This window comes from Paenisporosarcina sp. FSL H8-0542 (genome assembly GCF_038632915.1).
Lineage (GTDB): Bacteria > Bacillota > Bacilli > Bacillales_A > Planococcaceae > Paenisporosarcina.
The window spans coordinates 1,182,288-1,204,731 of the sequence record NZ_CP152050.1 but is presented as its reverse complement, the minus strand read 5'-3'; the positions used below and the strand labels follow the sequence as shown (position 1 = coordinate 1,204,731).

The following is a 22,444-nucleotide window of genomic DNA, read 5'->3' as shown; positions in this document are numbered from 1 at the left end:
AAAACAGCTGTGCGTATATAATCCATACGTTAATTTTTATAATAGGTCGGAGAATTTATCTTGTTTCTTTTTAGGGAACATGATAATTTCACGTTCATTGACTGCTTCAGTTATCATATCATCGAATGTTTTGAAGCTTTCATAATACTCCACTTTTTCAAGCTTTGGTTTTGTTTTTGGGCTTGCAGGAGTGAAAATTGTACAACAATCTTCATACGGTCTGATCGAGACTTCATAAGTATCGATTTGTTGGGCAATCTCAATAATATCTTGCTTGTCATATGAAATAAGTGGACGTAATACAGGCGTATTCGTCACGGCATTTATAGCTGTCAAGCTTTCTAAAGTTTGACTTGCCACTTGTCCAAGACTTTCACCAGTGATAATTGCCAAAGCTTGCGTTTCTTCACGTACTAAATCTGCAATCTTTAACATCATTCTCCGAGTTGTCGTCATTGATACATTGTCTGGAATTTGTTTTTGAATTTCTTGCTGTATCGCAGTGAATGGAATGATATGCAACTTCACAGAAGCACCAAAGCGACTTAATTTATCAGCTAAATCCATAACTTTTTCCTTCGAACGTTCACTAGTGAATGGAGGACTGTGAAAATGAATAGCATCCAGGCGTACGCCACGCTTTAACATTTGGTAACCAGCAACAGGACTGTCAATACCACCCGAAAGCATCAAGAGTGATTTTCCGTTAGATCCAATCGGTAAACCGCCTGCACCAGGAATGACTTCTGCCATCATATAAACAGCATCTCTTCGTACTTCTACACGTAGTTCAATATCCGGTTTCTTCATTTGAACCTGAATTTCAGGGAATGTACGAAGCACATTGGCTCCAACGAACTGTTGCAGTTCATTTGTTTCCATCTCAAATGGCTTATATGAGCGTTTAACAGTTACTTTAAACGTTTTATCTTTGCGATCAATTGACTCCACTACTTTAATGGCTGTTTGTTTGATATCTTCCAGGTCGTGACTGCAAGATGCAACTGGACTGAAAGACTGAATGCCAAAAATTTGTGGCAGTCGCTCTATTAACTGGTTCATGGTTTCCTGTTCATTTGGTCGAATGAACATACGATCCCGTTCTGTTTCAATTTGAAATTTGGGTAAATCAGCAAACGCGTAACGAATATTGTCTCGTAATCGACCTGTAAACGAGCTTCGGTTTCTTCCTTTTGTAGATAACTCACCATATCTGATTAATATTTCTTTCCATTCCAACATGTTTTTAATCTCCTTTAACTTGCTTGATGATTGCCGTGAAATTTTCTATAAAATGATCAATTTGTTCATTGCTATTGCTGGTTCCCATACTTATGCGAATCACACCTTTTGTATAGTCATCGGGTAAACCGATTGCTTTTATTACATGGCTGATTTTCGTTTGTTTAGAAGAACAAGCACTCGATGTTGTTACAATGATGTCCCTTGCTTGCAAGGCATTGACCAGCACTTCTCCTTTAATATTCCGGACACTGATTGTCAGGATGTGTGCCGCAGCATCATCTGGGGATAATATACGTATATCCTTGAAACCACTAATAAAGTTTCTCAACTTTTCGTTCCACATTTTATATGTCGTATGCATGGATGCTTGATTTTCGAATGCCATTCTCATGGCTTTAGCGAAAGCAACTGCCTGAGGAACAGGTACCGTCCCACTTCTTAACCCAAACTCTTGTCCACCACCCACAATGGTCGGTTCAAATGAAACATGACCTGTCCAAGCGACAATCCCGGTTCCTTTTAAGCCATTGAATTTATGCCCTGACAGTGTCAGTACATCTGCTCCAAGAATGGGAAACGACACTGGATATTTACCAAAACTTTGAACTGCATCTACGTGAAATAATGCTCGACTATGTTGATGAATGACTTTTGCTAATTGTTCAATTGATTGAATGCTTCCAATCTCGTTATTAATATGCATCACACTTACCAAAATCGTATCTTTACGCAATCGCTCTTTTACATCTTCAAATGAAATAATGCCTTTATCATTCACTGGTATAATATCGACTTCAAAGCCTTGTTTCTCCAATTGTTTCATCGATTCCAACACGGAGGGATGTTCAATATTTGAAGTGATGATATGTCTTCCGCGAGACTGCAGACTTCTAGCAAGACCATGGATGGCAAAATGATTGGATTCTGTTCCGCCTGAAGTGAAAACCACTTTGTTTTCTTCTGTCTTTAACATATCTGCAATTTGCTTTCGGGCACGGGAAAGAAGCATATGTGAATCCACGCCCATTTCATGCAAAGATGCAGGGTTTGCATAATACGCCTCATTTACCTTTACAAAAGTATCCAATACTTCTTTATGTGGTTTCGTCGTTGCACTATGATCGAAATAATACATGGGTCGTACTCCTTTTCATTAGAAAACCACCAGCACGTGGTGTGCGGTGGTTTCAATTACCCTTATTACATAAAAGTATACCATACTGATATTCTTTAATGTCTAGCTTCAAGCACTATCCCGCACCTCAGCTTGTGCCCACAGGATGCCTTCCTACCTAAGCAAATGCAGGCTTTTTCTTAGGTTCTTCCATCGCATATGTCAGGCTAAAGTAGTGCTTTACGCTTTTCTTGTTATGAACGCCACGCGTCCTCTTTGACAAGAACTTCAATTCGCTTCATCGCACCCGGTTCCACTTCTTCTACAGCAGTAGCTGCTTCTTCAAGTGCTTTGGAATATCGAAGCTGACGGAATGCCGCTTCAGCCTCCAATAAACGCTGATTCATCCGTGGATGACTCGCACGATAACGGTTGCCATATTGAATGATACGTTCAATCAACAATACATTTTCAAGCATTTCTTTTGATTTAGCATGTACTTCATGGATACATTTATCCGCTTTTGCCAAATAATTGTCTACCAATTTCATATTCAGTGGTACTTCTTGCAAGCTTTGCATCACCAAGTAAATATGTTCTTCGGCTTCTTCCAAACGAACATCCATTTCTTCAGGAATCCCCGGCATATTCGCTTTATGTACCATACGGTCGGTTTCATGCAGCAAACGCTTCAGTTCATCTAAATTAGTTCGAGCTCGGTTTTCATCAATACGTAAATTTTTAAGGCTATTAGAGAAACGATCTTGCTCTTCATATAAGCTTTCCAAATCAGTCGAAATCAGTGTAAGTTCATCCTGAAGGCTTGAATAAGCTAATTGATCTTCACTTGCACGTTGTGCGAGTAAATCATAACGTTTTTGCAAGGTTTCGATTTGCTTCAGACACACAAGAGGAATTTCTGCTTCTTTCTCTGGTAAACGATAACTTTGTTGAACATATGCAGCTTCATCACTTGTTTGACGTGTGATAGTTGTAACTTCAGCCAATCGACGCTCAGTAGGGTGACGATGTTTATCAACATAACGTTTTGCCATTACTTCTTTTTCCAGCATGTCATAGAACGCTTCAATTTCATCCTTCATTTGCTCAATACGAATTTTCGCGTCTTCAATCTCAAGCTGAATGATTGATTCTTTCATTAGTACCAATTCGTCATCCAATTTGTCCAATTGATCCGTCATTTCAAGATGCTCTAAATAATAGGATTGTTCTTCCATTTCACGTTGTCCACTACGGAGATCATGAATACTTGAGGGAATCTTGTTTTGTACGTCTGTTAACAGCGAAGGAATATCTTGCAATAAGTTAAATACATGCTGGGCTTCCTGATCCAGTCCAATGACAATTTCACGCGCTTGTAAATAATTGCCATTTTCGGTTAATCGATCATATTCTTCAAATTGAGGACCGAATTGCTCCAATTTCTTCTCAAGTGGTACAGCCGCTGCTCCGAAAGAATGTTGATGCGCGAGTAAAGTTTTACGTGCTGCACGATACTGCTCTTTCAAGCTATCCATTTCCACTCGGTTTTTCTCTTCGCTTCCAATCAGTTGCTCAAGCTCTTTTAAAATTCGGGACATTTGTTCATCACTATGCTGAATACGTTCTTGAATTTCTTTTTCTATCGCTGTAGCACGTTTGAAACGGAATTTATCAATACTATCTTCAGCATCAAACAGCAATGAATCGATTTTCGGCATATGAACATCCATAACTTGCGTCCAACTGTTTCGCCAGCTTTCAAACAGTTCTTCCGTTTGACCATTCATATTTAGCTGCTTAACTTTCGTCATTTCTTCTAATATTGGTTTGTTTTGAATTTGATGTTTTTCATGTTCAAGTCTTTCAATTTCACTGTTATGTTTACGACGGATCATAAATCCGACTACAATTAATGCAATTAGTACGATGATTGCAATGATGATATACTTAGTCATCGTAAGCCCCCTGTTCCAAAATCACGGTCTATGCCAGTTTATATATGTAATACTACCATGAAACAATCGATAATGTTGCCGAAAATCGAAGAATTTTGCCGAAATTATGTAAAATGTCCGATTTACACGTTGGAGGTGCCTATATTAATGAAAAGAGATGCGCATATTCACAGTCCTTTTTGCCCCCATGGAACGAAAGATGAATTTGAATTATATATAGAAAAAGCGATAAAGAACGGCTTTACCGATATCTCATTCACAGAACATGCACCTGCTCCTGAAGGATTTATTGATACTGTCCCTACTAGGGATAGTTTCCTAGATGTAAACTCACTTGAACCTTATATAAACAAACTGCGCCAATTAAAAAAACAATACGCTTCCGATATCTCGATCAACATTGGTCTGGAGTTCGATTATATTGAAGGATATGAAAAAGCAACTGCTCGGATGCTCAATGAAATTGGTCCTACCTTAGATGATTCTATTTTATCTGTCCATTTCCTGCTTTTTGAAAATAAATATACTTGTATAGATTTCTCGGCAGAATCGTTTATTGAGTTTTCAGGGCAAGTAGGTTCTATTGAAAATGTCTATGAGCTTTATTACAAAACTCTCCAGGCCTCCATACTAGCTGATTTAGGAAAATATAAACCGAAACGAATTGGACATCCGACATTAATTCATAAGTTCCAACATGCTCATGGATTCAAAGTCGATGACCATGATTTCATTATGTCGACATTACAATTAATGAAAGAACATCGTTATGAAATGGACCTCAACAGTGCAGGACTGGCTAAAGAATATTGTTTGGAACCCTATCCCCCACAACGTTACGTAACAACTGCAAAAGATATGGGAATTCCTCTTGTGTTCGGGTCCGATGCACACAGGGTCCAAGATTTGCATCAATATTATGAGAAAGTTTATACTGATTCGTAAGTTTCTAATTTTAAGAGGTGATTTCATGTTTGAAAAAGCAGCATATGCAGGGAATACAGAACAACAATACAACATGTTAGGAAAACAACTGGACGCTTTACTAAGCGGAGAGTCGAATGTCATGGCTAATTTAAGCAATGCTTCTGCATTACTGAACCAATTTTTCGATCGAATCAATTGGGTTGGGTTTTATATGATGGATGAAGGAGAGCTTGTTTTAGGACCTTTCCAAGGTTTACCTGCTTGTGTCAGAATTCCTGTGGGTCGAGGAGTTTGTGGAACGACAGTTGCAAAGAAAGAAACGATGGTTGTACCTGACGTACACGCTTTTCCAGGACATATTGCTTGTGATGCGGCTTCCCAATCAGAAATTGTAATACCAATTTTTAAAAATGGTGAAGTGATTGGTGTTTTAGACATCGACAGTCCGGAAAAAGATCGATTCCATGAGGAAGATCGACAAGGACTTGAACAGTTTGTTTCTATATTAATGAAACACATTTAAAAGGACGAGGTTAATCCGTTCAGTTATCTGGTACAAAATCTAAATTAAACATACAAAAAGAGCCCAAATTCGCATATGAATTGGGCTCTTTTAAAATGCCTAAATTCAGGCTTTGTTATTGATTAATACTTACTATATTAATTGTTATTTGTTAATATGTACGCTAAAAGTGTTGCTAAATGTCTGCTAATTGCTTGAATGGAAATATAAAAAAAGATAGTAAATGTAAATACCGAACGTTTAAACATCCAGTCAAAAAGGCTGAGTGTTCGTACCTAATATTTATAAGTCTTATTAAACTAAAGCACCCGTTAGTTCAATAAGCTAACCTTAATTTATTTGTTTTTGAACCGAACTAAATACAACAATTTTTTCAAGTTTGGATGCTTTAAGTATTAGGAAACCTATCATACTCCCTATAGCATTTAATATAATATCATCAACATCGAACGCCCTGTTAGGCAATAATAATTGAATAAACTCAATTAACATTGAACTTAATACACCTACTAACACAACACTCGAAAGATTATTTATTCTCTTAAATTTCAAAACAAGAATGCAACCCAATGGTATAAATAATATGATATTTCCTAAAATATTTCTTAAGGGAACCATATAATAAAAGTGATTTAATAATTCATTAATACTTGCAAACGGCACAAAATTATTAGGTGAATCGTATTCAGGACCAAAAGCTATTTCAAGTGGGAAAATTGTTAGTCCTATGATTCCCATCACACTTATGAAGTAAAGAAGATTTACCACTTCTCGTTTAAAATCAAATTTCTTATTAATAATTGTAAGGTTAAAAGCCTTAAAAATTATCCATATAATCGTAATTGCTATTGCGGGGTAGAGAAAATGAATTCTAATAAATCACACATCCTTTTTTATATATAAAATTACATAACGAACAAATTATACCATTAACTAATCTGATAACGTGTTAGGTCAAGATATATGGTAATTACCTTTTCTTATTGAACTAACCTGCCCCGTTAGTTCAATAAGAAAAAAGAGCCGCCTAAGCAATCCATGATCTTTAACTAACGCACCCGTTATTTGAAGAAGAATCTTTTACCTTTAATTATTTATCACTATCAGGGAATCTCCAACATTTCGGAAATTCCATAAATCAAGTAAAGTAGTGGCTTCAGATAAAACTATTTATTATGTACTTTCTATGTGCACCTTCAACTATTCAGCCACTTTTATGTAAATATTGAAATAGCACAATTGCCATGGCTAATAGTTCTTCATTCGTATCATGTATGCGAAACTCTAAATTTCCCATCACTAATTTTGACAAATCGGCTTCGCTAATCTTTTGTGAATCTTTATAAACCAAAACTTGATTACTCACTTTATAGGATAGTAATTGATAGGTTTCGTCTTGAATATGGATGGCTAACTTATCCTCAAAATTTAGTTTATCTTTTATCTTCGGGGTATAACGAGCTTCCGCGATTTCTATGCCATTCTCTATTACTTTCCAAACAACTTTGTTAGAAGTAAATTTACTATACTCTTGCCACTCTACTCGCTTGGTTTCATTAAAAAAAGCCAGATGGATATATTTATCGGAGGCATTTACCAACTCAACAAATAAACGTTGCCAAAAAGTAGGATAATACCGCCTATAGCGAAAAATACGTTGATTGCCTTTTGTAAGTTTCTTTTCCGTCGTTTTAGAACGTTCTGTTAATCTTGTTTGCCAAAGATCTTCTGATTTTGGTTTAAACTGTGCATCTTTTTTACTTTGAAGAATTTCAATAATAAAAAATACTACCGCAGCTACTAAAAACAAACAGCTAAGACCCAATTGTGAAAGTTCAATAAACCCTTTTACAAAGTACCTAATCCAAATACCTAATTGAGTAGCTAGAAATAAAATGAATAAATACAACATGATGGGATTCCTCCTCCATCAACTATACGTATTTGATGACATATTAGTTTCGAAAAATTTTGCTTATTGAACTAACCTGCCCCGTTAGTTGGATAAGATTAATTTTCATGGGAGTTCAATAAGAAAAAAGAGCTACCAAAGCAAGCCCAATGTACTTTAAATAAAGCCCCCAGTTACTTGAAGAAGACCCTATTCCTTATACCAATTTTCATCAAATTTCAGGTTTAATGCTTTTCCAAAACATACCCCAAATCTTATAAACCCTCTGCCCCTTGCAGTTATCAGCTTTCCATCTTGGACTACAAGTTCTTCACTATAGTTTTCCTTTTCAAAAACACCAGACTTCTCTCGGTTTTCTTCTGTCATACCAATAGTATATTTTTTGCCGTTTAAAAGCCCTGCATTTGCTAAAAGATACGGAGAACTTGAAATGCTTCCAATTACAGTTGCTTTACTCTCTATTCGACTTATAAACTCAAATATTTCTTTCTTACCTTCTAATGCTAATATATCCATACAACCTGTTAATAAAAGACTATCTATCTCCTCAAGGTTTACTTCATCAATTGTAGTATCAGTTAAACAAGTTAGTCCAGATTCGCCTCTAATAGGCAAATTATTTAGACCGATAGTTATGACAGGTTTCTCTCCCTGCATAAGAATGGATAATGCAACACTTAGCTCATACTCACTATATTGAGGGTATAATAACACTGCTGTTTTTTTCACTCTATTTAATCCTCCTAAATGTTATTTATTTATTCAATAAAGAATCCTTATTCAACTAACCTGCCCCGTTAGTAGAACAAGAAACTAGATGATCCGTCCGTTAAAGCTCGATTCACTTACTCAACTGGATTGTATCACGTATACATCCTAGGTTGACATACATCCCGATTGGGAAGTATCTAACTAGGTTCATAAAAAAAGACTGCCCTGTAAAAGGCAGCCGGTTCTTCAACTAAAGCTACCGTTTAGTTAAACAAGCACATTTTCTTATATTGCATAAATTCTTCGTATTGTTCACAACATATCTTTCTTTATTTTCGCTTCGTCCCTATATTTATTTACACATTTTTCACATATACAATTCTTCCTTATACTCTCTGTAGGAACTAACTCAAAGATTCCAATAGGAAATACGCCTTCTGTATCACACCAGCAGTTACCGTGTTCTACTCTTCCTGTCATACATTCGTTTTCCTCTCCACATATAGGACAATATTTATTAGCCAATTATAACCCCTCCTCATTCTTTCACAATATGAATCAAATTCGACATAATAGAGAGATGAATTCTCACCTTTTTGTTCAACTAACCTGCCCCGTTAGTTCAATAAGAAAAAGCTGCTTACGCAGCCCGATGTTCTTCAACTAAAGCACCCGTTAGTTGAAGAAGAAAAAATAATCATAATCCCTGATTACCATTTGTCAAATCGGCTCAAATCTATACCATTTTGGGTTACCAACATTATCACTTCAGGATCAGGGTATATGAAGCATTCACTGAAATCTGCTACGTTTAAGACTTCTAAATCTCCTTTGTATAAGCTGAAATTCCAAATTGAATCAAACGTATCATTTAGTGTGTAATTAAGAATTAAGTTCCTTGAAGTATCATTAAGTTCCGCTCTATAGACACTACTGTCTTTCATATTAGGCCAAGGAGAAACGCTGATATTAGGAAGATTTTTAAAATCAAGCATTCCTGCTAATAAAGGGTTATCTGCATCATATTCACCATTCGGAAACACAATTGCAAATTCATCACTATATTCGATAACTGTAGTTAAAATCTTCTTCCATTCCGGAGTAGAATCAATATTATTAATATAAATACACTCACTCATTAAATTCACCTCTTTAACGGTTATTGTAAAAAGCTAGATCATCCAAAAATACTTCGCTTTATTTGACACTCTTACTGGTCCTTTTAATCTAAAGAAAACCTTGTCCATTCTAAATGTTGAATGTCTTTTGTAGTTTTAACTTCCATTGTAAACCAATTTATATTTCCGGCAAATCTTTCGGAGCAAGGAAATTCTACTTGAATTGCTCGATTGCCTTGTGTACATCTTATTTTTCCTTTAAAGGGTAAATCAGGATTATCATTTAGATTTTGTTGAATATTAAGAATTAAATCGTATTGGTAACCTGAAGCAGTGAGTCAAAATACTTTTTTGAAACTGATTCTCTTAAGTGTTTATATGTTAAAGCATCTAATTCGCATCGAAAATCTAATGTGCCATCAGCAAGAGTTGCCCTGAATTTCACATATCTACCTATTTTATCTTTGGATATCTCTAAAATCCTCAGCTTATCTAACCCTGCACGAGACATCTGAACACCACTTTCCTATTGACGTGTATTTTTTCCTTTTAATTAAATTACATCTTGATTCTTCTTCAACTAACCTGCCTCGTTAGTTTAATAAGAAAAAGGGCTGCATAGCAACCCGATGATCTTTAACTAAAGCACCCGTTAGTTTAAGTAGAATCCTTCACAATCTCCTTAATAATATGTAAGAGAACTGCCAATCAGACACCCAAGCCCAATTAATAAATAAATTGTTTTTGTAAACCAATATGGTAATTTATCTGTCCAACTTGTAATAAATTCAAGAATAATTGAACCACTATGACCAAAACCTTCTTCTTTGTGAATATTTTTATTGTGTCTAATCCCAAAAGCAATAAATCCTACACCGAAAATTAATAATAAAATACTTTCCATTTAAAATTCCTTTCTAAGATAAAACCTAACTACGTTTTTTATAATCATGAATCGGTTCTTCTGCTAACCTGCCCCGTTAGTTTAATAAGAAAAAAGAGCTGCCCAAGCAACTCCACGATCTTTAACTAAAGCGTCCGTTAGTTGAATAAGGAATTTCAATTCAATTGTTAAGGATGTACTCTTTGCCTTTTTTTCTACGTTCAAATATTAAACAACCAATATATATAACCAACAATATCATCGAAACGTTGATTGAAATTTCATATCCAGTCCTAAATAAATCGGAGTTCCAGTGTCCAAAATGGTCTTCACCAAAAACATAATATGCCAACGAGTTGGAAGCAGAATAGCCATCCCTTTCTGGGTATGGAATTAAGCTGTGATTATAGTTTTGTGCTAATGCTGTATTAAAGACCAATGATGTTATTAATAAAACAAGTGTCGATTTTGATTTACTATCTTTTTTATCTAAAATTCTAAGAAGAAGGTAAAACAATAAAATAGCAGGTAATAGAAACTTTACAAGAATAATAATCACATATTTCCCCTCTTTCTTTTTTATCCATTTAATTAATTCGAGATGTGAATAGGTTACTCCTTCTTATTGCAGTAACCTGCCCCGTTAGTTTAATTAGAAAAAAGAGTTGCCTAAGCAACCCCAAAGAGAAACAATAATCGTTCCTTATTCCATTAAAGGGCCATTTAATGGAGTACAGGGTAGGAATATTTTGTGGGGAAGTCGAAGTTGTTTTATCGAATAGCAACTACGGTATCGAATATGATGGCATTCACGAAATAAGGTTCGCGATTATTCCAATAGTAGAGGGTTTACGAAGTGTTGTTCGTTAACAAGATGTTATATGACATACACCAAAACCCAATTTCACATTTTCCTATACTGTGACAAGGTGTTTTTTGTTTGGAAGGAATTTGTAACTTTTTAATAGAATAATTATGAAGATGATCAGATAATAAATTTTTACACATAAGGAGATAAGACTATGGCAAAAAACAAATTACTAAGAATGGACAATGTCGGCATCGTTGTAGAATCCCTTGATGACGCAATCTCTTTCTTCGAGGAGATTGGCTTGAACCTCGAAGGGCGAGCCACTGTCGAAGGTGAATGGGCTGGTCGCGTAACCGGATTGGGTTCTCAGTGCGTAGAGATTGCTATGATGGTTACCCCAGATGGCCACAGCCGACTTGAACTTTCGCGATTTCTCACCCCAGCTACTATATCAGATCACCGGACTGCTCCTGTAAACGCCCTCGGTTATCTACGCGTCATGTTCACCGTTGAAGACATTGACGAAATGGTATCCAGACTCACTAAGTATGGTGCTCAGCTCGTTGGCGAAGTGGTTCAGTACGAGGACTCGTATCGGCTCTGCTACATTCGTGGAATCGAAGGACTTCTAATCGGTTTGGCGGAACAACTCGGTAACAAATAAGTAAGTGACGTTTTATAAAAAGCCTTTGCTGAAATATACATTACTGAAGTAAAAATATTTGAAGAAAATTCTTATTCAATAAAAGGGCGCTTTAATGTAGTAACGAAAAAAGCCTAATTTCCCAGCATTTATTGAGAAATTAGGTTTTTTAATATGAGGATTTCCTTAACGTTGTAAATCCGCATTTCCCTGACGCTACCCCTTTGCTAGATTACGTCTGCCTGTTAACAAAACATCGCAACTTTGTTTCAAAACTACAGACTACTTTCTAAGTTTCCTTTATAAAAGTTTAAAAATTCTAATAAATAAAAAGGTATTTAGAAAATATTGTATAATGTAACACAATAATTTCTAAAAACGGAGGATGGAAATTATGAAAAAGAAAAAGAGATTATTGTAAGTAGCTACAGGAACTCTATTACTATTGAGTTTATCTTTTGCTACGGGAGCAAGTGCTCAAGACGAACACGAAGTAATGGTCCTAGACCTGAATGTACTAATAATGGACATTGCTACTATCCGTGAATACTTATTTGAACTAATGCATCTCTTCGGAGGTGCTTTTTATTGTCTTGAAAAATGAATTGAAGAAATACGAACGTTCATGAAAACAGGAGAATGAAACATTTAGTCGCTCACAAATTGTGGGTGCTTTTTCTATCTCATTATGTAGCTTTATAAAAAAGTTTGATTAAAAATATGGTAAGAACGTTGATATATCAGTACGACTAATTTTTGTCTTTTGAAAAAAGTTTAATCAAAACCTTTAATTTTTATATATTCCATACTATAGAGAGGTCACTGGAAAACTGATTGCTAGCTTTAATTAAGTTACGCTAATCACTAAATAAAGTAATCAAAAAGGAGTTTGTTATCTGAATAATGGAGATGACAAACTCCTCTTTAAGCTCAATTTTTGTCTTTAGACAGTGTTAATATATTTATAGTTATCCACTGAACACCTTAAATTGTCACTCAAAAGTCATTTTAAACAGCTACAATGATATTTATTATTCTATTTTACGCGGAGGAAAGTAAATGAAAAAGCAACATTTAATTACCACGATTACAATTATGTATACGGCTCTTACTTTATATTTTATGTTTTTCTATTTTAATCGCCTAGATCATAGAAGTAATTACATGGATGCAGGTTATGAATTTCTAATTATTCCATCAAGCGTCCCTTTAAATTTCCCTAGTTTCCGGTTTTCTTGGTTGTACGACTTTGGAAATATAGCGGCATTCATCCCCTTTGGTATCCTGTTTCCTTTATTAAAACAAGTTAACTTTGGAAAATTTATAGGCTGGTTTATTATCGTAATTCTTGGATTAGAAATACTACAACCTTTAATGTATCTCGGAACCTTTGATGCTGACGATATTATTTCAAATACAATAGGTGCAATAATAGGCTATGTTGTCTACAAAGTTGGTTTCACATCAAAATTGACTTGTAGGAAGCTCATTGCCTCTTGCTCAGCTGCTATTCTACTGTTAGTTTGTGTAATGTGCGTCTCTGAGATTTTAGATAAGCGCGTAAGTTCTAAACAACCTTTACAGCATATCGAGGAAACGAAGGGGAAGAAGCCACTAATGAAAGATATTCCACACTTCACTATAGCTGGCGATACAATAGAACCCCAATTCAACTTGTACAGTAATGAAGGGAATACTAGCCAAACCTATACTTATAATGTTGAAGGGAAAGAAGAGCTAATTTTTTATCTAAACCTTGGCATTCCAGATACTGAGGAATTTAAGGGTAAAGTAACCATATATACGGATGATGGTGTAAGAATTCAAATAGATGAGGAATACTTAACAGAACCAGGAACATTGGAAATGCCATTAGAAATCCCACTATTTTACGAGACGAAAGAAATGACCATAGTTATTACTGGTAACATAAAACTATGGGATGTAGACTTCACAGAACTAAAGCATTGGTGGGAGTAATCTAGTGACTAATAGCGATGTATTACTGTGGCATACATTTAAAGGGATTGGATGTGTCCAATCCCTTTAAGTTCATAAAAAGCCGACCTTATTATGTTAGGCTGCTAAAAGTCCCTTTCCTCTAACCGCACTTACTTATGGTACGGTTCTCCGTGATATATCTAATTGAGGTTTTTCTTATTCATTTAAGAAATATAGTATAAAGTAACAGTGACCGGTTCGTCTCCATTTCAGATTTCGGTCACTTAAACCCATTAAAGTTGCCGCTTTTGCTCTTTTTCCTTAATTCAGGCTTCTACCCCATCCAAAAACAACAATCATTTAGAAAACAGCCTTTTTTAAAAACCCTAAACGTTTTTCCTATTGGTAGCAAAATTTTTCCGAATCATATGTTTATCAGGATCGCTTCTGAACCATAGAAGGATAGCAAAGCAAGTAACAATTCTGATACAGCAGCCTCTGATAGGTTGTTATATACAGAATAGGAAAGAAATATTTTCAAATTCCCTAGTTCATTATTTTAGATGTTCATTTAGAACGTTCTCTTCCAGGACATCAAATGTATCGCCATACACTTTGATAATATGCTTTTCTCCCCATGTACATAGTGAATTTAAGATACCTTGTAAGCTCCATCCATATTCACTTAGCTCATACTCCACTTTTGGAGGAATTTGATTATAAACAATTCTATTAATGACTCCATCTACCTCTAATTCGCGTAATTGTTGGGTTAACATCTTCTGTGTAATATCTGGCATAAGACGTTTCAATTCACTTGTTCGTTTCTTACCGTGTGTTAAATGGCATAGAATCACACATTTCCACTTTCCTCCTATCACTTCTAGCGTCGCTTCTACTGAAATATTGTATTTCTTTTTCTTCATATATAATTTCTCCTCATGCATAGGAACTTAAAAGTACCTATAGTACTTTTAAGTGCGTACTTCTCTATTTAATTCATATGTACCATAATAGCATTTATCGGTTGAGTTTTAATGTAATTATTATTTAGTTTACTTAAAACAAGATCGTTCATACATTACCAAATTATTAAGGAGGAGAAAAATGCCTTTAGATAAAAAACAAAGTACATTAGCACTGTTAGCCTTAGCTATTAGTGCATTTGCAATAGGAACAACAGAATTTATCAGTGTAGGCCTATTACCATTAATAGCGAATGATTTACAAATATCTGTTACGACAGCAGGCTTAACAGTTTCCTTATATGCATTAGGAGTAACATTTGGGGCACCTATTCTAACATCCATTACCTCTAGTATGTCACGAAAATCATTACTACTTTGGATTATGGTTATTTTTATTATAGGCAATAGTATTGCTGCTAGTGCGACAAGCATTGGTGTGTTACTTGTTGCTCGTGTTATTTCTGCCTTTTCACATGGAGTTTTTATGTCCATTGGCTCTACCATCGCTGCAGATTTAGTACCGGAAAATCGAAGAGCTAGTGCCATATCCATTATGTTTTCAGGACTCACGGTAGCAACTGTAACAGGTGTACCATTGGGAACATTAATTGGACAACAATTTGGTTGGAGAATGGCCTTTATCATCATCATTGTCATCGGAGTTATAGCCTTAATCGCGAATAGTATCCTGATTCCATCTAGTTTACGAAAAGGTACTCGTACAACGTTTCGTGATCAGTTCAAATTAGTAACAAATGGTCGCTTATTACTTTTATTTATGATTACTGCCTTAGGTTATGGAGGAACATTCGTTGTCTTTACTTATCTATCACCGATACTACAGGAAATAACAGGATATAAAGAAGGAACAGTTGCTGTGATTCTTCTTGTTTATGGTATTGCGATCGCTATTGGCAACATGGTGGGTGGAAAGCTGTCTAATCACAATCCGATTAGAGCATTATTTTACATGTTTATTGTACAAGCGGTGATACTATTTATCCTGATGTTTACGGCACCATTTAAAATAGCAGGATTGATTACCATTTTCTTAATGGGGGTTCTAGCTTTTATGAATGTGCCGGGATTACAAGTGTATGTGGTCATGTTAGCAGAACGATTTGTACCTACTGGAGTAGATATGGCGTCGGCCATCAATATTGCTGCGTTTAACGCTGGAATTGCAATTGGATCCTACTTAGGTGGTATTATCACAGACTCTATTGGACTGATTCACACCTCTTGGGTAGGAGCACTTATGGTACTGATAGCTGCCATCCTTGCAGGTTGGAGTGCATTCCTTGAAAGAAAAGACCAAAAAGGGGATAAATTGAAGGAGGTGGTTTCCTAAGTAATAAATGTGTGAAATCACCAAATATAGAACGATCTCATTTCTCATAATAAAAATTTGGAGGTTTATTTATAATGATTAAAAACATACAAGATACAACTACTTTGCATAATGGTGTAAAAATGCCTTGGTTTGGAATTGGGGTGTTTAAAGTAGAAGAAGGCCCTGAACTGGTTAATGCCGTTAAATTTGCAATCAAACATGGGTATCGTAGTATTGATACAGCAGCTATTTATGAAAATGAAGAAGGAGTTGGACAAGCTATTCGAGAAGGGATAAATGAAGCAGGTATCCCAAGAGAAGAACTATTTATAACATCGAAAGTTTGGAATTCTGACTTAGGTTACGAATCAACTATAGTAGCTTATGAAACAAGCCTAAAGAAACTTAATCTTGAGTATTTAGATTTATACCTTATTCACTGGCCAGTAGAAGGTAAATATAAGGAAGCTTGGCGTGCATTAGAGACTCTTTATAAAGAAGGAAGAGTAAAGGCTATTGGAGTAAGTAACTTCCAAGTCCACCATCTGGAGGACTTAATGAACGATGCTGAAATTAAACCGATGGTTAACCAGGTAGAATACCATCCACGTTTAACTCAGAAAGAAATTCAAGCCTTTTGTCAAGAACATGGAATTCAGTTAGAAGCTTGGTCACCTTTAATGCAAGGTCAATTATTAGATAATCTAGTATTACAAGAAATTGCAAATAAGTATAACAAGACCATTGCCCAAATTATTTTACGATGGGATTTACAAAATGGTGTTGTAACCATTCCAAAATCCACGAAGGAATATCGAATTGTTGAGAACTCAACTGTATTTGACTTCGAACTAACAAAAGAAGAGATGCAGCGAATTGATGAGCTAAATCAAAATCATCGAGTAGGACCAGACCCTGACAACTTTGATTTTTAAATAAAAAAGGGCATAGGATAACATTAAAAAACAGACACTTTTCCTCTAATAAATGAACTGCACCCCAATTTTTAGACACATCTATCAATTGGAGGTGTAGTTTTTTATGGATAAATATACTTTAGAACAAAATTAGCTGTTGTTCATGAGTTCATAAACTTGGTATTACAGTTTACTTACCAACATAGCATAATTTCATGAAGCACAATTCTTAATTGTCAAAGTGAACGTCTAATGTATTCCGTTCACTTTGATTTTAAAAACCTCATTTACTTATGATACGGTTCTTCGTCCTTAATCTTAAACGAATTCTATTTATTCAAGAATCTGGCCCGATTGCTGAAAGAAAAATCCTGCATATCAACTCAGGGTTTTGATCAAAATTTTATAAATTATCGGTTAAAGTTTTTTCAAAACGATGCGTCTTTTTTACAAACGTCGCGACTTTATGCAAAACATCTTAACTTTATTTAAAAGCTACGCCTATCCTTATTCTTACTCATTAACCTGCCCCGTTAGTTCAATAAGAAATTAATTAATTTTTGCTTGTTTCTCTTTTATTATTATTTTTATTAAGGACTTTCGTTGTAAATAGTTTAATAGTAAAGTAAAAAATATAAAAATATCCCAATATAACAATCACTGACCATAAAGACCCTTTTGTTAATTCCATCCACAACCATTCCAGTTCGTTAGTATTTATTGTTCTTCTATTTATTAAATTTGCGAAGAAAATAATAATTGTAAGGGGGTAGGATAACAACTAATAGTAAAGATTCTTTTACCATTTTATGTGAAAATATAATTCGATAGATTGCCAATAAAAAAAGCATTAACATTAATATATGATGTAAACGCCAAAGCACCTCAGAAATAATAAACGTCAATCTCCTTGATAATATATGTAATTAATAAATATAACGACATTTAAACCAAAAAGTTACATTAACAGTTTTATAAAATGGAATTTGGTGAGGTATAATTACACCTTATTTCACATAATTTCCTATTTAGCTAACCTGCCACGTTAGTTGAATAAGAAAAGCATCTCAATGATCTTCAACTAAAGCACCGTTTATGGAAAACTATTTCATTGTGTCTCTTGCGCTTAATCCAAAGCATTTACCAATCCATCCATTGACATCTGCTATTGAAATAAATTAAATATGATATCAGCTATGTAAGTTTCCAAAAATGCGGCTGCAATGATTATCGGTAAAACAAAAATAGCGTAAGTTCTTATTGTTCTAAGAATTTTTTAATAAAAGATATACCTTCTTTATCTTTCTTAAATAAATTTCTTAACCTTACTCTAACAACTTGGTTTAATTCAAAAAGAACCGCTGCAAGTAAGCATAGAGCAAAAACTTCAAAGTTAAAGTGAGGGATAGAAGAAACTATAATATCAAAACCTTTTCTAAAATCGACTTGTAAAGCAAGTCCATAAGCAACTCCAGGCAAAGCGACGGTAAAAATTATATTTATGACATATAAAAATTGTATTGGAATCAAGGCTAAAATAAACATTTGCAAAGGTACCGTAAAGCCGTTATTAACAACATATGACCATACTTTATCTAAGCCTGTAGATTCTTTTGTTTGGTCCGGTAACCTATTTTCTAGCCCTCCCATTACTTCTTTTAAATCCGGATTGATAATGTATGTTATTATCGTTGCAATAATTGTTATGGCTGCTGCAAATATAAAAAAATTAATAGCTCTTTTAAATACAATTTTTGGCATAGTAGACATCATAATTTAAAATCATTCCCCTTAATTTATTTAACTAATACATTATCAAATTATTCAACTATATGGTCCGATTGTTGAACACAAGTTTAACAACACTCTTCAACTAACCTGCCCAGTTAGTTCAATAAGAAAAAAAGCTGCCTAAGCAGCCCGATGATTTTTACTAAAGCACCCGTTAGTTGAATAATATCGCTTACTTTTGTTTATCTCGTTCACATAATTTTTCAGCTATCTCCTTAGAGTGCTCTTGTAATCTCAAAAAACAAGAACAATCTGCATATGTAATGATATTCCCGTTTTCATAAGTACTCCGAGATACCCCATTTATTTCACCCGTATGATCAAACTCTACACCATAAACAAACTCATTGTTATAAACTAAATATTCTTCCTCAAACTGGCTCTCTGGGTAGTAAACTCATTTACGCCTTTAACCCTTACCAGCCGGTTATCTTTATCAAACCCGTATTCATAAGAAAACTTTCCAAACTAAGGTTTTTTCTTAAGGAGTTTACCTCTTTTAAGATTTCCAACGATTAAATCTTTTACTAGACTTGGACAATAAAATCCTCTGTGTATGGTCTCTCCACCCTTTGTATATTCAACTTTAATAATTTCCTGATTTATTGAAGCATGTGATTGAGACATTTTATCGGCATACTCATTTCCAAAGCTTACTAAATCTGAAATTATATCTTTGAAGGAGTTTAATTTATCTTTGTCTATTTGAATGCTTGATTTTTTCATTTCATCCACGGTTCTTTGTTGCATTTCTTCTAACATTCGTTCAAAATTGTCCATTTTCATCACCTGTCCCGTTGGTTGAAGTACTTTTGGATTACTCTCCCAGTTGAAGTAAATATCTTATTTCTATTCCGTTATTTTCTACTATGAGAATATCTCTTCTTTCTTTTGGTGCGAAAATTTTAGTTCCCAGAGGTAAATCACTTGCCATACCTTCTTCAATTTCCCCAATTATCTCATCTTTTGTCAATTCTACTTCCTCTATCCATCCAATTTCCCTTACATAAACTTTATCATTGAGTTCAAAATAGTCTGCTTCAGGATTTTCCTTCAGCACTTGTTTTTTAGTTAAATGACCTGGTGTTTCTTCACCTGGAACACCAGTACAACCTGCCAATAGTAAAATAAAAATTATAACTACGAACATTTTAATTAAATGTTTCATATTCCCCCCCCTATTAGTTTACGTTTATCTCTGAATTTAGAAGTCTTATTAAACTAATCTGTCCCGTTAGTTCAAGAAGAAAAACTTAACCCGTAAAGCACTTGTGACTATCTCTTTCTTTTCAAAAGATAAAAAATTATAGCCAATATTACCTGAATTAAGGGAACAAATTTTGCCCAAGGAAATGGCGGATAACCACTAAAAAACCAAGCATCGGGATACAGTAAAATTGCACTTATCAACATCCAAATCCAAGAACGTTTTATAAGTGCATAGACAAAAGTAATGACTGATGCTAGAAGTAATGGATAAAACAGACCTAATGTACCCAACAAGACGCCCATAATTCCTTCCAAGTAATAACCTCCATCAATTATCTCTTTAGCTTCTTAAGGAAATCTTCCCCGTTAGTTCAATAAGAACCACTCACCGTTTTTTGAAAAGTGCAACGTTACACACTTTTTCCCTCCTTTTTTAATTGTCGAAGAGTTATTATCAAACCAGTAAACCCTGCTGTAAATGAAGGAGGAATGCTCCACATAAGATAGTTCCAATTCCCTGTAAACAATGATATGAAGGAAAAAAGAACTGGAAATCCTATTAAAATTATTAATGAAACAAATAGTGCGAATTTGGTATTTCTATTCATAGTGACCCTCCATTCACTTTTTAAAGTTATTCAATTAACTGCCCCGTAAGTTGAATAACAAAAGAACCAACTTAATCAATTTATCTATTTAACACATTACCATATATTTGATATAAATCTTTTTATTATTAAAATTGAGCAAGAAAAAAGCACTGCTAAAAGCAATGCTAATTTGTATGTTAATATGAAGCTATTTGCCGAGTTATTTAAACTTTTGTACCAGTAAACTGAACGGGATAATGATAAATCACCTCGCCCTTTCTGTTGGCTCATGCGAACATGTGGCTAGCGCAAAGGTACGATATACAACAGCAAGTTTAACGGAGCATTCATTTTTGAAGCGATTGCGTAAAGTGGGTCTCCACTTTTGCAAATGCCTGTTGTAAATCTTCTATTAAATCATCTGAATGCTCAAGTCCAACAGACAAACGTAGTAAGGAATGAGTGATTCCCATCTTTTCACGTTCCATTTCAGGAATGACTGAGTGAGTCATGGTTGCCGGGTGCTGAATCAATGTTTCCGCGTCTCCCAAACTTACAGCAATCTTGATAAGCTTAAGAGAATTCATTAAATATTGAGCAACTTCTTTCCCACCGTGAATTGTAAATGAAATCAACCCACTACCGGCTTTCATTTGCTTCTTAGCAATTTCGTATTGTGGGTGGTCTGGATCAAACGGATAATAAATCTCATTCACAATTGGTGAAGATTTAAAGAATGACAACAGTTTCGATGCATTGTCTGAATGGCGATCCATTCGAACATGAAGCGTTTTTAATCCTCTGATGATCAGCCAAGCATCAAACGGTGAGATAATTCCACCAACGTCTTTTTGGACCGTCATACGAAGATTCATCATATCCTCTGCATCTTTTCCTACCAACAATCCTGCAATCACATCCCCGTGGCCATTGATGTATTTGGTTGCACTATGCAACACATAGTCCGCACCGAAATCGATAGGATTTTGTAAATAAGGCGATGAAAATGTATTATCCACAATTACTTTCAATCCATGTTTTCGAGCGACTCTCCCAACCAGTTCCAAATCCACAATTTCCATTGTTGGATTGATTGGTGTCTCAACATATAAACAAACCGTTTCAGGACGAATCGCCGCTTCAATTTCCTGTTCACTCGACATCGAACTGAAACTATGTGAAATATTGTATTTTTCATTCATCATTTCAAGTAACCCAAACGTACAACCATATATCCCTCTCGAACAAAGGATATGATCCTCTGTTTTCGTAACATGAATCAACACTGCACTGACAGCGGCCATCCCGGACCCAAATGCCAATGCGCTTTGTCCATTCTCAAGTTCAGCCATGCGCTCTTCCAAAACTCTTACAGTTGGATTTCCTAACCGTGAATAGATATTGCCCACTTCTTCACCAGCAAAACGTTTTTCTCCTTGTTCCGCCGTTGAAAAAGCAAATGTAGATGTTTGATATAAAGGTACGGACAAACTGTCGTGATGAATTGAAGTGTCAAATCCTTTATGAACGACTGCCGTTTCTTTTTTCATCTTTTTATTTTCCATAATAAGCACCCCTTTTATGTAAACGCTTTCATCCCATTCATACCTATCCTACTCGATTCCATCTTTTTTGAAAAGGTCAACTACCCAATCGAATCATTAAATTGTCAAGGTAACGTCTTGACATAAGTATAGGAAATCGATACAATGGAGGATGTGTAAAATAAAAGCAGCAGTTGTATGGTCTTATTCGTTTCATTTTATTCCTCCAAACTTTTTGGATGGGGTATCGTGTAACCCTTGGCTGCGAGGGCGAGGATACATGAAAATAAAATGACAGTTTGATTG

The 22,444-nt window shown here is 35.0% G+C and carries 23 protein-coding genes; 6 read left to right on the top strand and 17 right to left on the bottom strand.

Annotated features, from left to right (window positions below; translation table 11 throughout):
• Nucleotides 1-36: 36 nt before the first annotated feature.
• The 3 genes from thiI to ezrA form a co-directional block, all read right to left on the bottom strand.
• Complete coding sequence (gene thiI / locus MHH33_RS06480) at nt 37-1,239, bottom strand: tRNA uracil 4-sulfurtransferase ThiI (RefSeq protein ID WP_342543737.1); 1,203 nt, start codon at nt 1,237-1,239, stop codon at nt 37-39.
• Nucleotides 1,240-1,246: 7 nt separating this feature from the next.
• Nucleotides 1,247-2,380, bottom strand: a complete 1,134-nt coding sequence (locus MHH33_RS06475; RefSeq protein WP_342543267.1) for a cysteine desulfurase family protein — start codon at nt 2,378-2,380, stop codon at nt 1,247-1,249.
• A 233-nt stretch (nt 2,381-2,613) separates the two neighbouring features.
• Complete coding sequence (gene ezrA, locus MHH33_RS06470) at nt 2,614-4,317, bottom strand: septation ring formation regulator EzrA (protein ID WP_342543266.1); 1,704 nt, start codon at nt 4,315-4,317, stop codon at nt 2,614-2,616.
• A gap of 147 nt (nt 4,318-4,464) precedes the next feature.
• Between ezrA and hisJ the strand changes: the two genes are divergently transcribed.
• Nucleotides 4,465-5,262 carry a histidinol-phosphatase HisJ gene (gene hisJ, locus MHH33_RS06465; protein WP_342543265.1) on the top strand — a complete coding sequence of 266 codons (798 nt, stop codon included), beginning with the start codon at nt 4,465-4,467 and terminating at the stop codon, nt 5,260-5,262.
• Between the two features lie 25 nt (nt 5,263-5,287).
• A complete protein-coding gene (locus tag MHH33_RS06460; protein ID WP_342543264.1) occupies nt 5,288-5,767 on the top strand; it encodes a GAF domain-containing protein in 480 nt (159 codons plus the stop codon).
• 330 nt (nt 5,768-6,097) lie between these two features.
• Here MHH33_RS06460 and MHH33_RS06455 read toward each other — a convergent pair whose 3' ends face one another.
• The 8 genes from MHH33_RS06455 to MHH33_RS06420 all read right to left on the bottom strand — a co-directional run bounded on the left by MHH33_RS06455 (nt 6,098) and on the right by MHH33_RS06420 (nt 10,950).
• Nucleotides 6,098-6,505 carry a VanZ family protein gene (locus tag MHH33_RS06455; protein WP_342543263.1) on the bottom strand — a complete coding sequence of 136 codons (408 nt, stop codon included), beginning with the start codon at nt 6,503-6,505 and terminating at the stop codon, nt 6,098-6,100.
• A gap of 466 nt (nt 6,506-6,971) precedes the next feature.
• Nucleotides 6,972-7,679, bottom strand: a complete 708-nt coding sequence (locus MHH33_RS06450; RefSeq protein ID WP_016426632.1) for a hypothetical protein — start codon at nt 7,677-7,679, stop codon at nt 6,972-6,974.
• A gap of 189 nt (nt 7,680-7,868) precedes the next feature.
• A complete protein-coding gene (locus MHH33_RS06445; protein ID WP_342543262.1) occupies nt 7,869-8,408 on the bottom strand; it encodes a DJ-1/PfpI family protein in 540 nt (179 codons plus the stop codon).
• A 294-nt stretch (nt 8,409-8,702) separates the two neighbouring features.
• Nucleotides 8,703-8,915, bottom strand: coding sequence for a cysteine-rich CWC family protein (locus tag MHH33_RS06440; RefSeq protein WP_016426630.1), 213 nt, complete (start codon nt 8,913-8,915; stop codon nt 8,703-8,705).
• Between the two features lie 185 nt (nt 8,916-9,100).
• Nucleotides 9,101-9,529 (bottom strand): hypothetical protein, encoded by a 429-nt coding sequence (locus MHH33_RS06435; RefSeq protein WP_342543261.1) that lies wholly within the window; start codon nt 9,527-9,529, stop codon nt 9,101-9,103.
• Nucleotides 9,530-9,815: 286 nt separating this feature from the next.
• A complete protein-coding gene (locus MHH33_RS06430) occupies nt 9,816-10,019 on the bottom strand; it encodes a hypothetical protein (protein ID WP_342543260.1) in 204 nt (67 codons plus the stop codon).
• Between the two features lie 171 nt (nt 10,020-10,190).
• Entirely contained in the window at nt 10,191-10,412 is a 222-nt protein-coding gene (locus MHH33_RS06425; protein ID WP_016426627.1) for a hypothetical protein, read from the bottom strand.
• 160 nt (nt 10,413-10,572) lie between these two features.
• Nucleotides 10,573-10,950, bottom strand: coding sequence for a hypothetical protein (locus tag MHH33_RS06420; RefSeq protein ID WP_342543259.1), 378 nt, complete (start codon nt 10,948-10,950; stop codon nt 10,573-10,575).
• A gap of 463 nt (nt 10,951-11,413) precedes the next feature.
• Between MHH33_RS06420 and MHH33_RS06415 the strand changes: the two genes are divergently transcribed.
• Both MHH33_RS06415 and MHH33_RS06410 read left to right on the top strand, forming a co-directional pair.
• Entirely contained in the window at nt 11,414-11,866 is a 453-nt protein-coding gene (locus MHH33_RS06415) for a VOC family protein (protein ID WP_016426625.1), read from the top strand.
• A gap of 1,038 nt (nt 11,867-12,904) precedes the next feature.
• The gene (locus MHH33_RS06410; protein ID WP_016426623.1) at nt 12,905-13,825 is read left to right on the top strand and encodes a VanZ family protein; all 921 of its coding nucleotides are present in this window, start codon (nt 12,905-12,907) and stop codon (nt 13,823-13,825) included.
• A 515-nt stretch (nt 13,826-14,340) separates the two neighbouring features.
• Here MHH33_RS06410 and MHH33_RS06405 read toward each other — a convergent pair.
• Nucleotides 14,341-14,712 (bottom strand): winged helix-turn-helix transcriptional regulator, encoded by a 372-nt coding sequence (locus MHH33_RS06405; RefSeq protein ID WP_016426622.1) that lies wholly within the window; start codon nt 14,710-14,712, stop codon nt 14,341-14,343.
• A 181-nt stretch (nt 14,713-14,893) separates the two neighbouring features.
• Here MHH33_RS06405 and MHH33_RS06400 point away from each other — a divergent pair, with 181 nt between their 5' ends.
• Together MHH33_RS06400 and MHH33_RS06395 are read left to right on the top strand one after the other, a co-directional pair.
• A complete protein-coding gene (locus MHH33_RS06400) occupies nt 14,894-16,105 on the top strand; it encodes an MFS transporter (protein WP_016426621.1) in 1,212 nt (403 codons plus the stop codon).
• Nucleotides 16,106-16,179: 74 nt separating this feature from the next.
• The gene (locus MHH33_RS06395) at nt 16,180-17,022 is read left to right on the top strand and encodes an aldo/keto reductase (protein WP_342543256.1); all 843 of its coding nucleotides are present in this window, start codon (nt 16,180-16,182) and stop codon (nt 17,020-17,022) included.
• A gap of 1,239 nt (nt 17,023-18,261) precedes the next feature.
• Here MHH33_RS06395 and MHH33_RS06390 read toward each other — a convergent pair.
• From MHH33_RS06390 to megL, 5 genes are all read right to left on the bottom strand, one after another.
• Nucleotides 18,262-18,765, bottom strand: coding sequence for a stage II sporulation protein M (locus MHH33_RS06390; protein WP_342543255.1), 504 nt, complete (start codon nt 18,763-18,765; stop codon nt 18,262-18,264).
• Between the two features lie 498 nt (nt 18,766-19,263).
• Nucleotides 19,264-19,575: a hypothetical protein gene (locus MHH33_RS06385; protein WP_342543254.1), complete on the bottom strand. Its 312-nt coding sequence runs from the start codon at nt 19,573-19,575 to the stop codon at nt 19,264-19,266.
• 37 nt (nt 19,576-19,612) lie between these two features.
• Nucleotides 19,613-19,963, bottom strand: a complete 351-nt coding sequence (locus MHH33_RS06380) for a hypothetical protein (protein WP_342543253.1) — start codon at nt 19,961-19,963, stop codon at nt 19,613-19,615.
• Between the two features lie 107 nt (nt 19,964-20,070).
• On the bottom strand, nt 20,071-20,319 hold the full coding sequence (locus tag MHH33_RS06375; RefSeq protein WP_342543252.1) for a hypothetical protein: 249 nt from the start codon (nt 20,317-20,319) through the stop codon (nt 20,071-20,073).
• A gap of 622 nt (nt 20,320-20,941) precedes the next feature.
• Nucleotides 20,942-22,159: a methionine gamma-lyase gene (gene megL, locus MHH33_RS06370; RefSeq protein WP_016426617.1), complete on the bottom strand. Its 1,218-nt coding sequence runs from the start codon at nt 22,157-22,159 to the stop codon at nt 20,942-20,944.
• Nucleotides 22,160-22,444 lie beyond the last annotated feature (285 nt).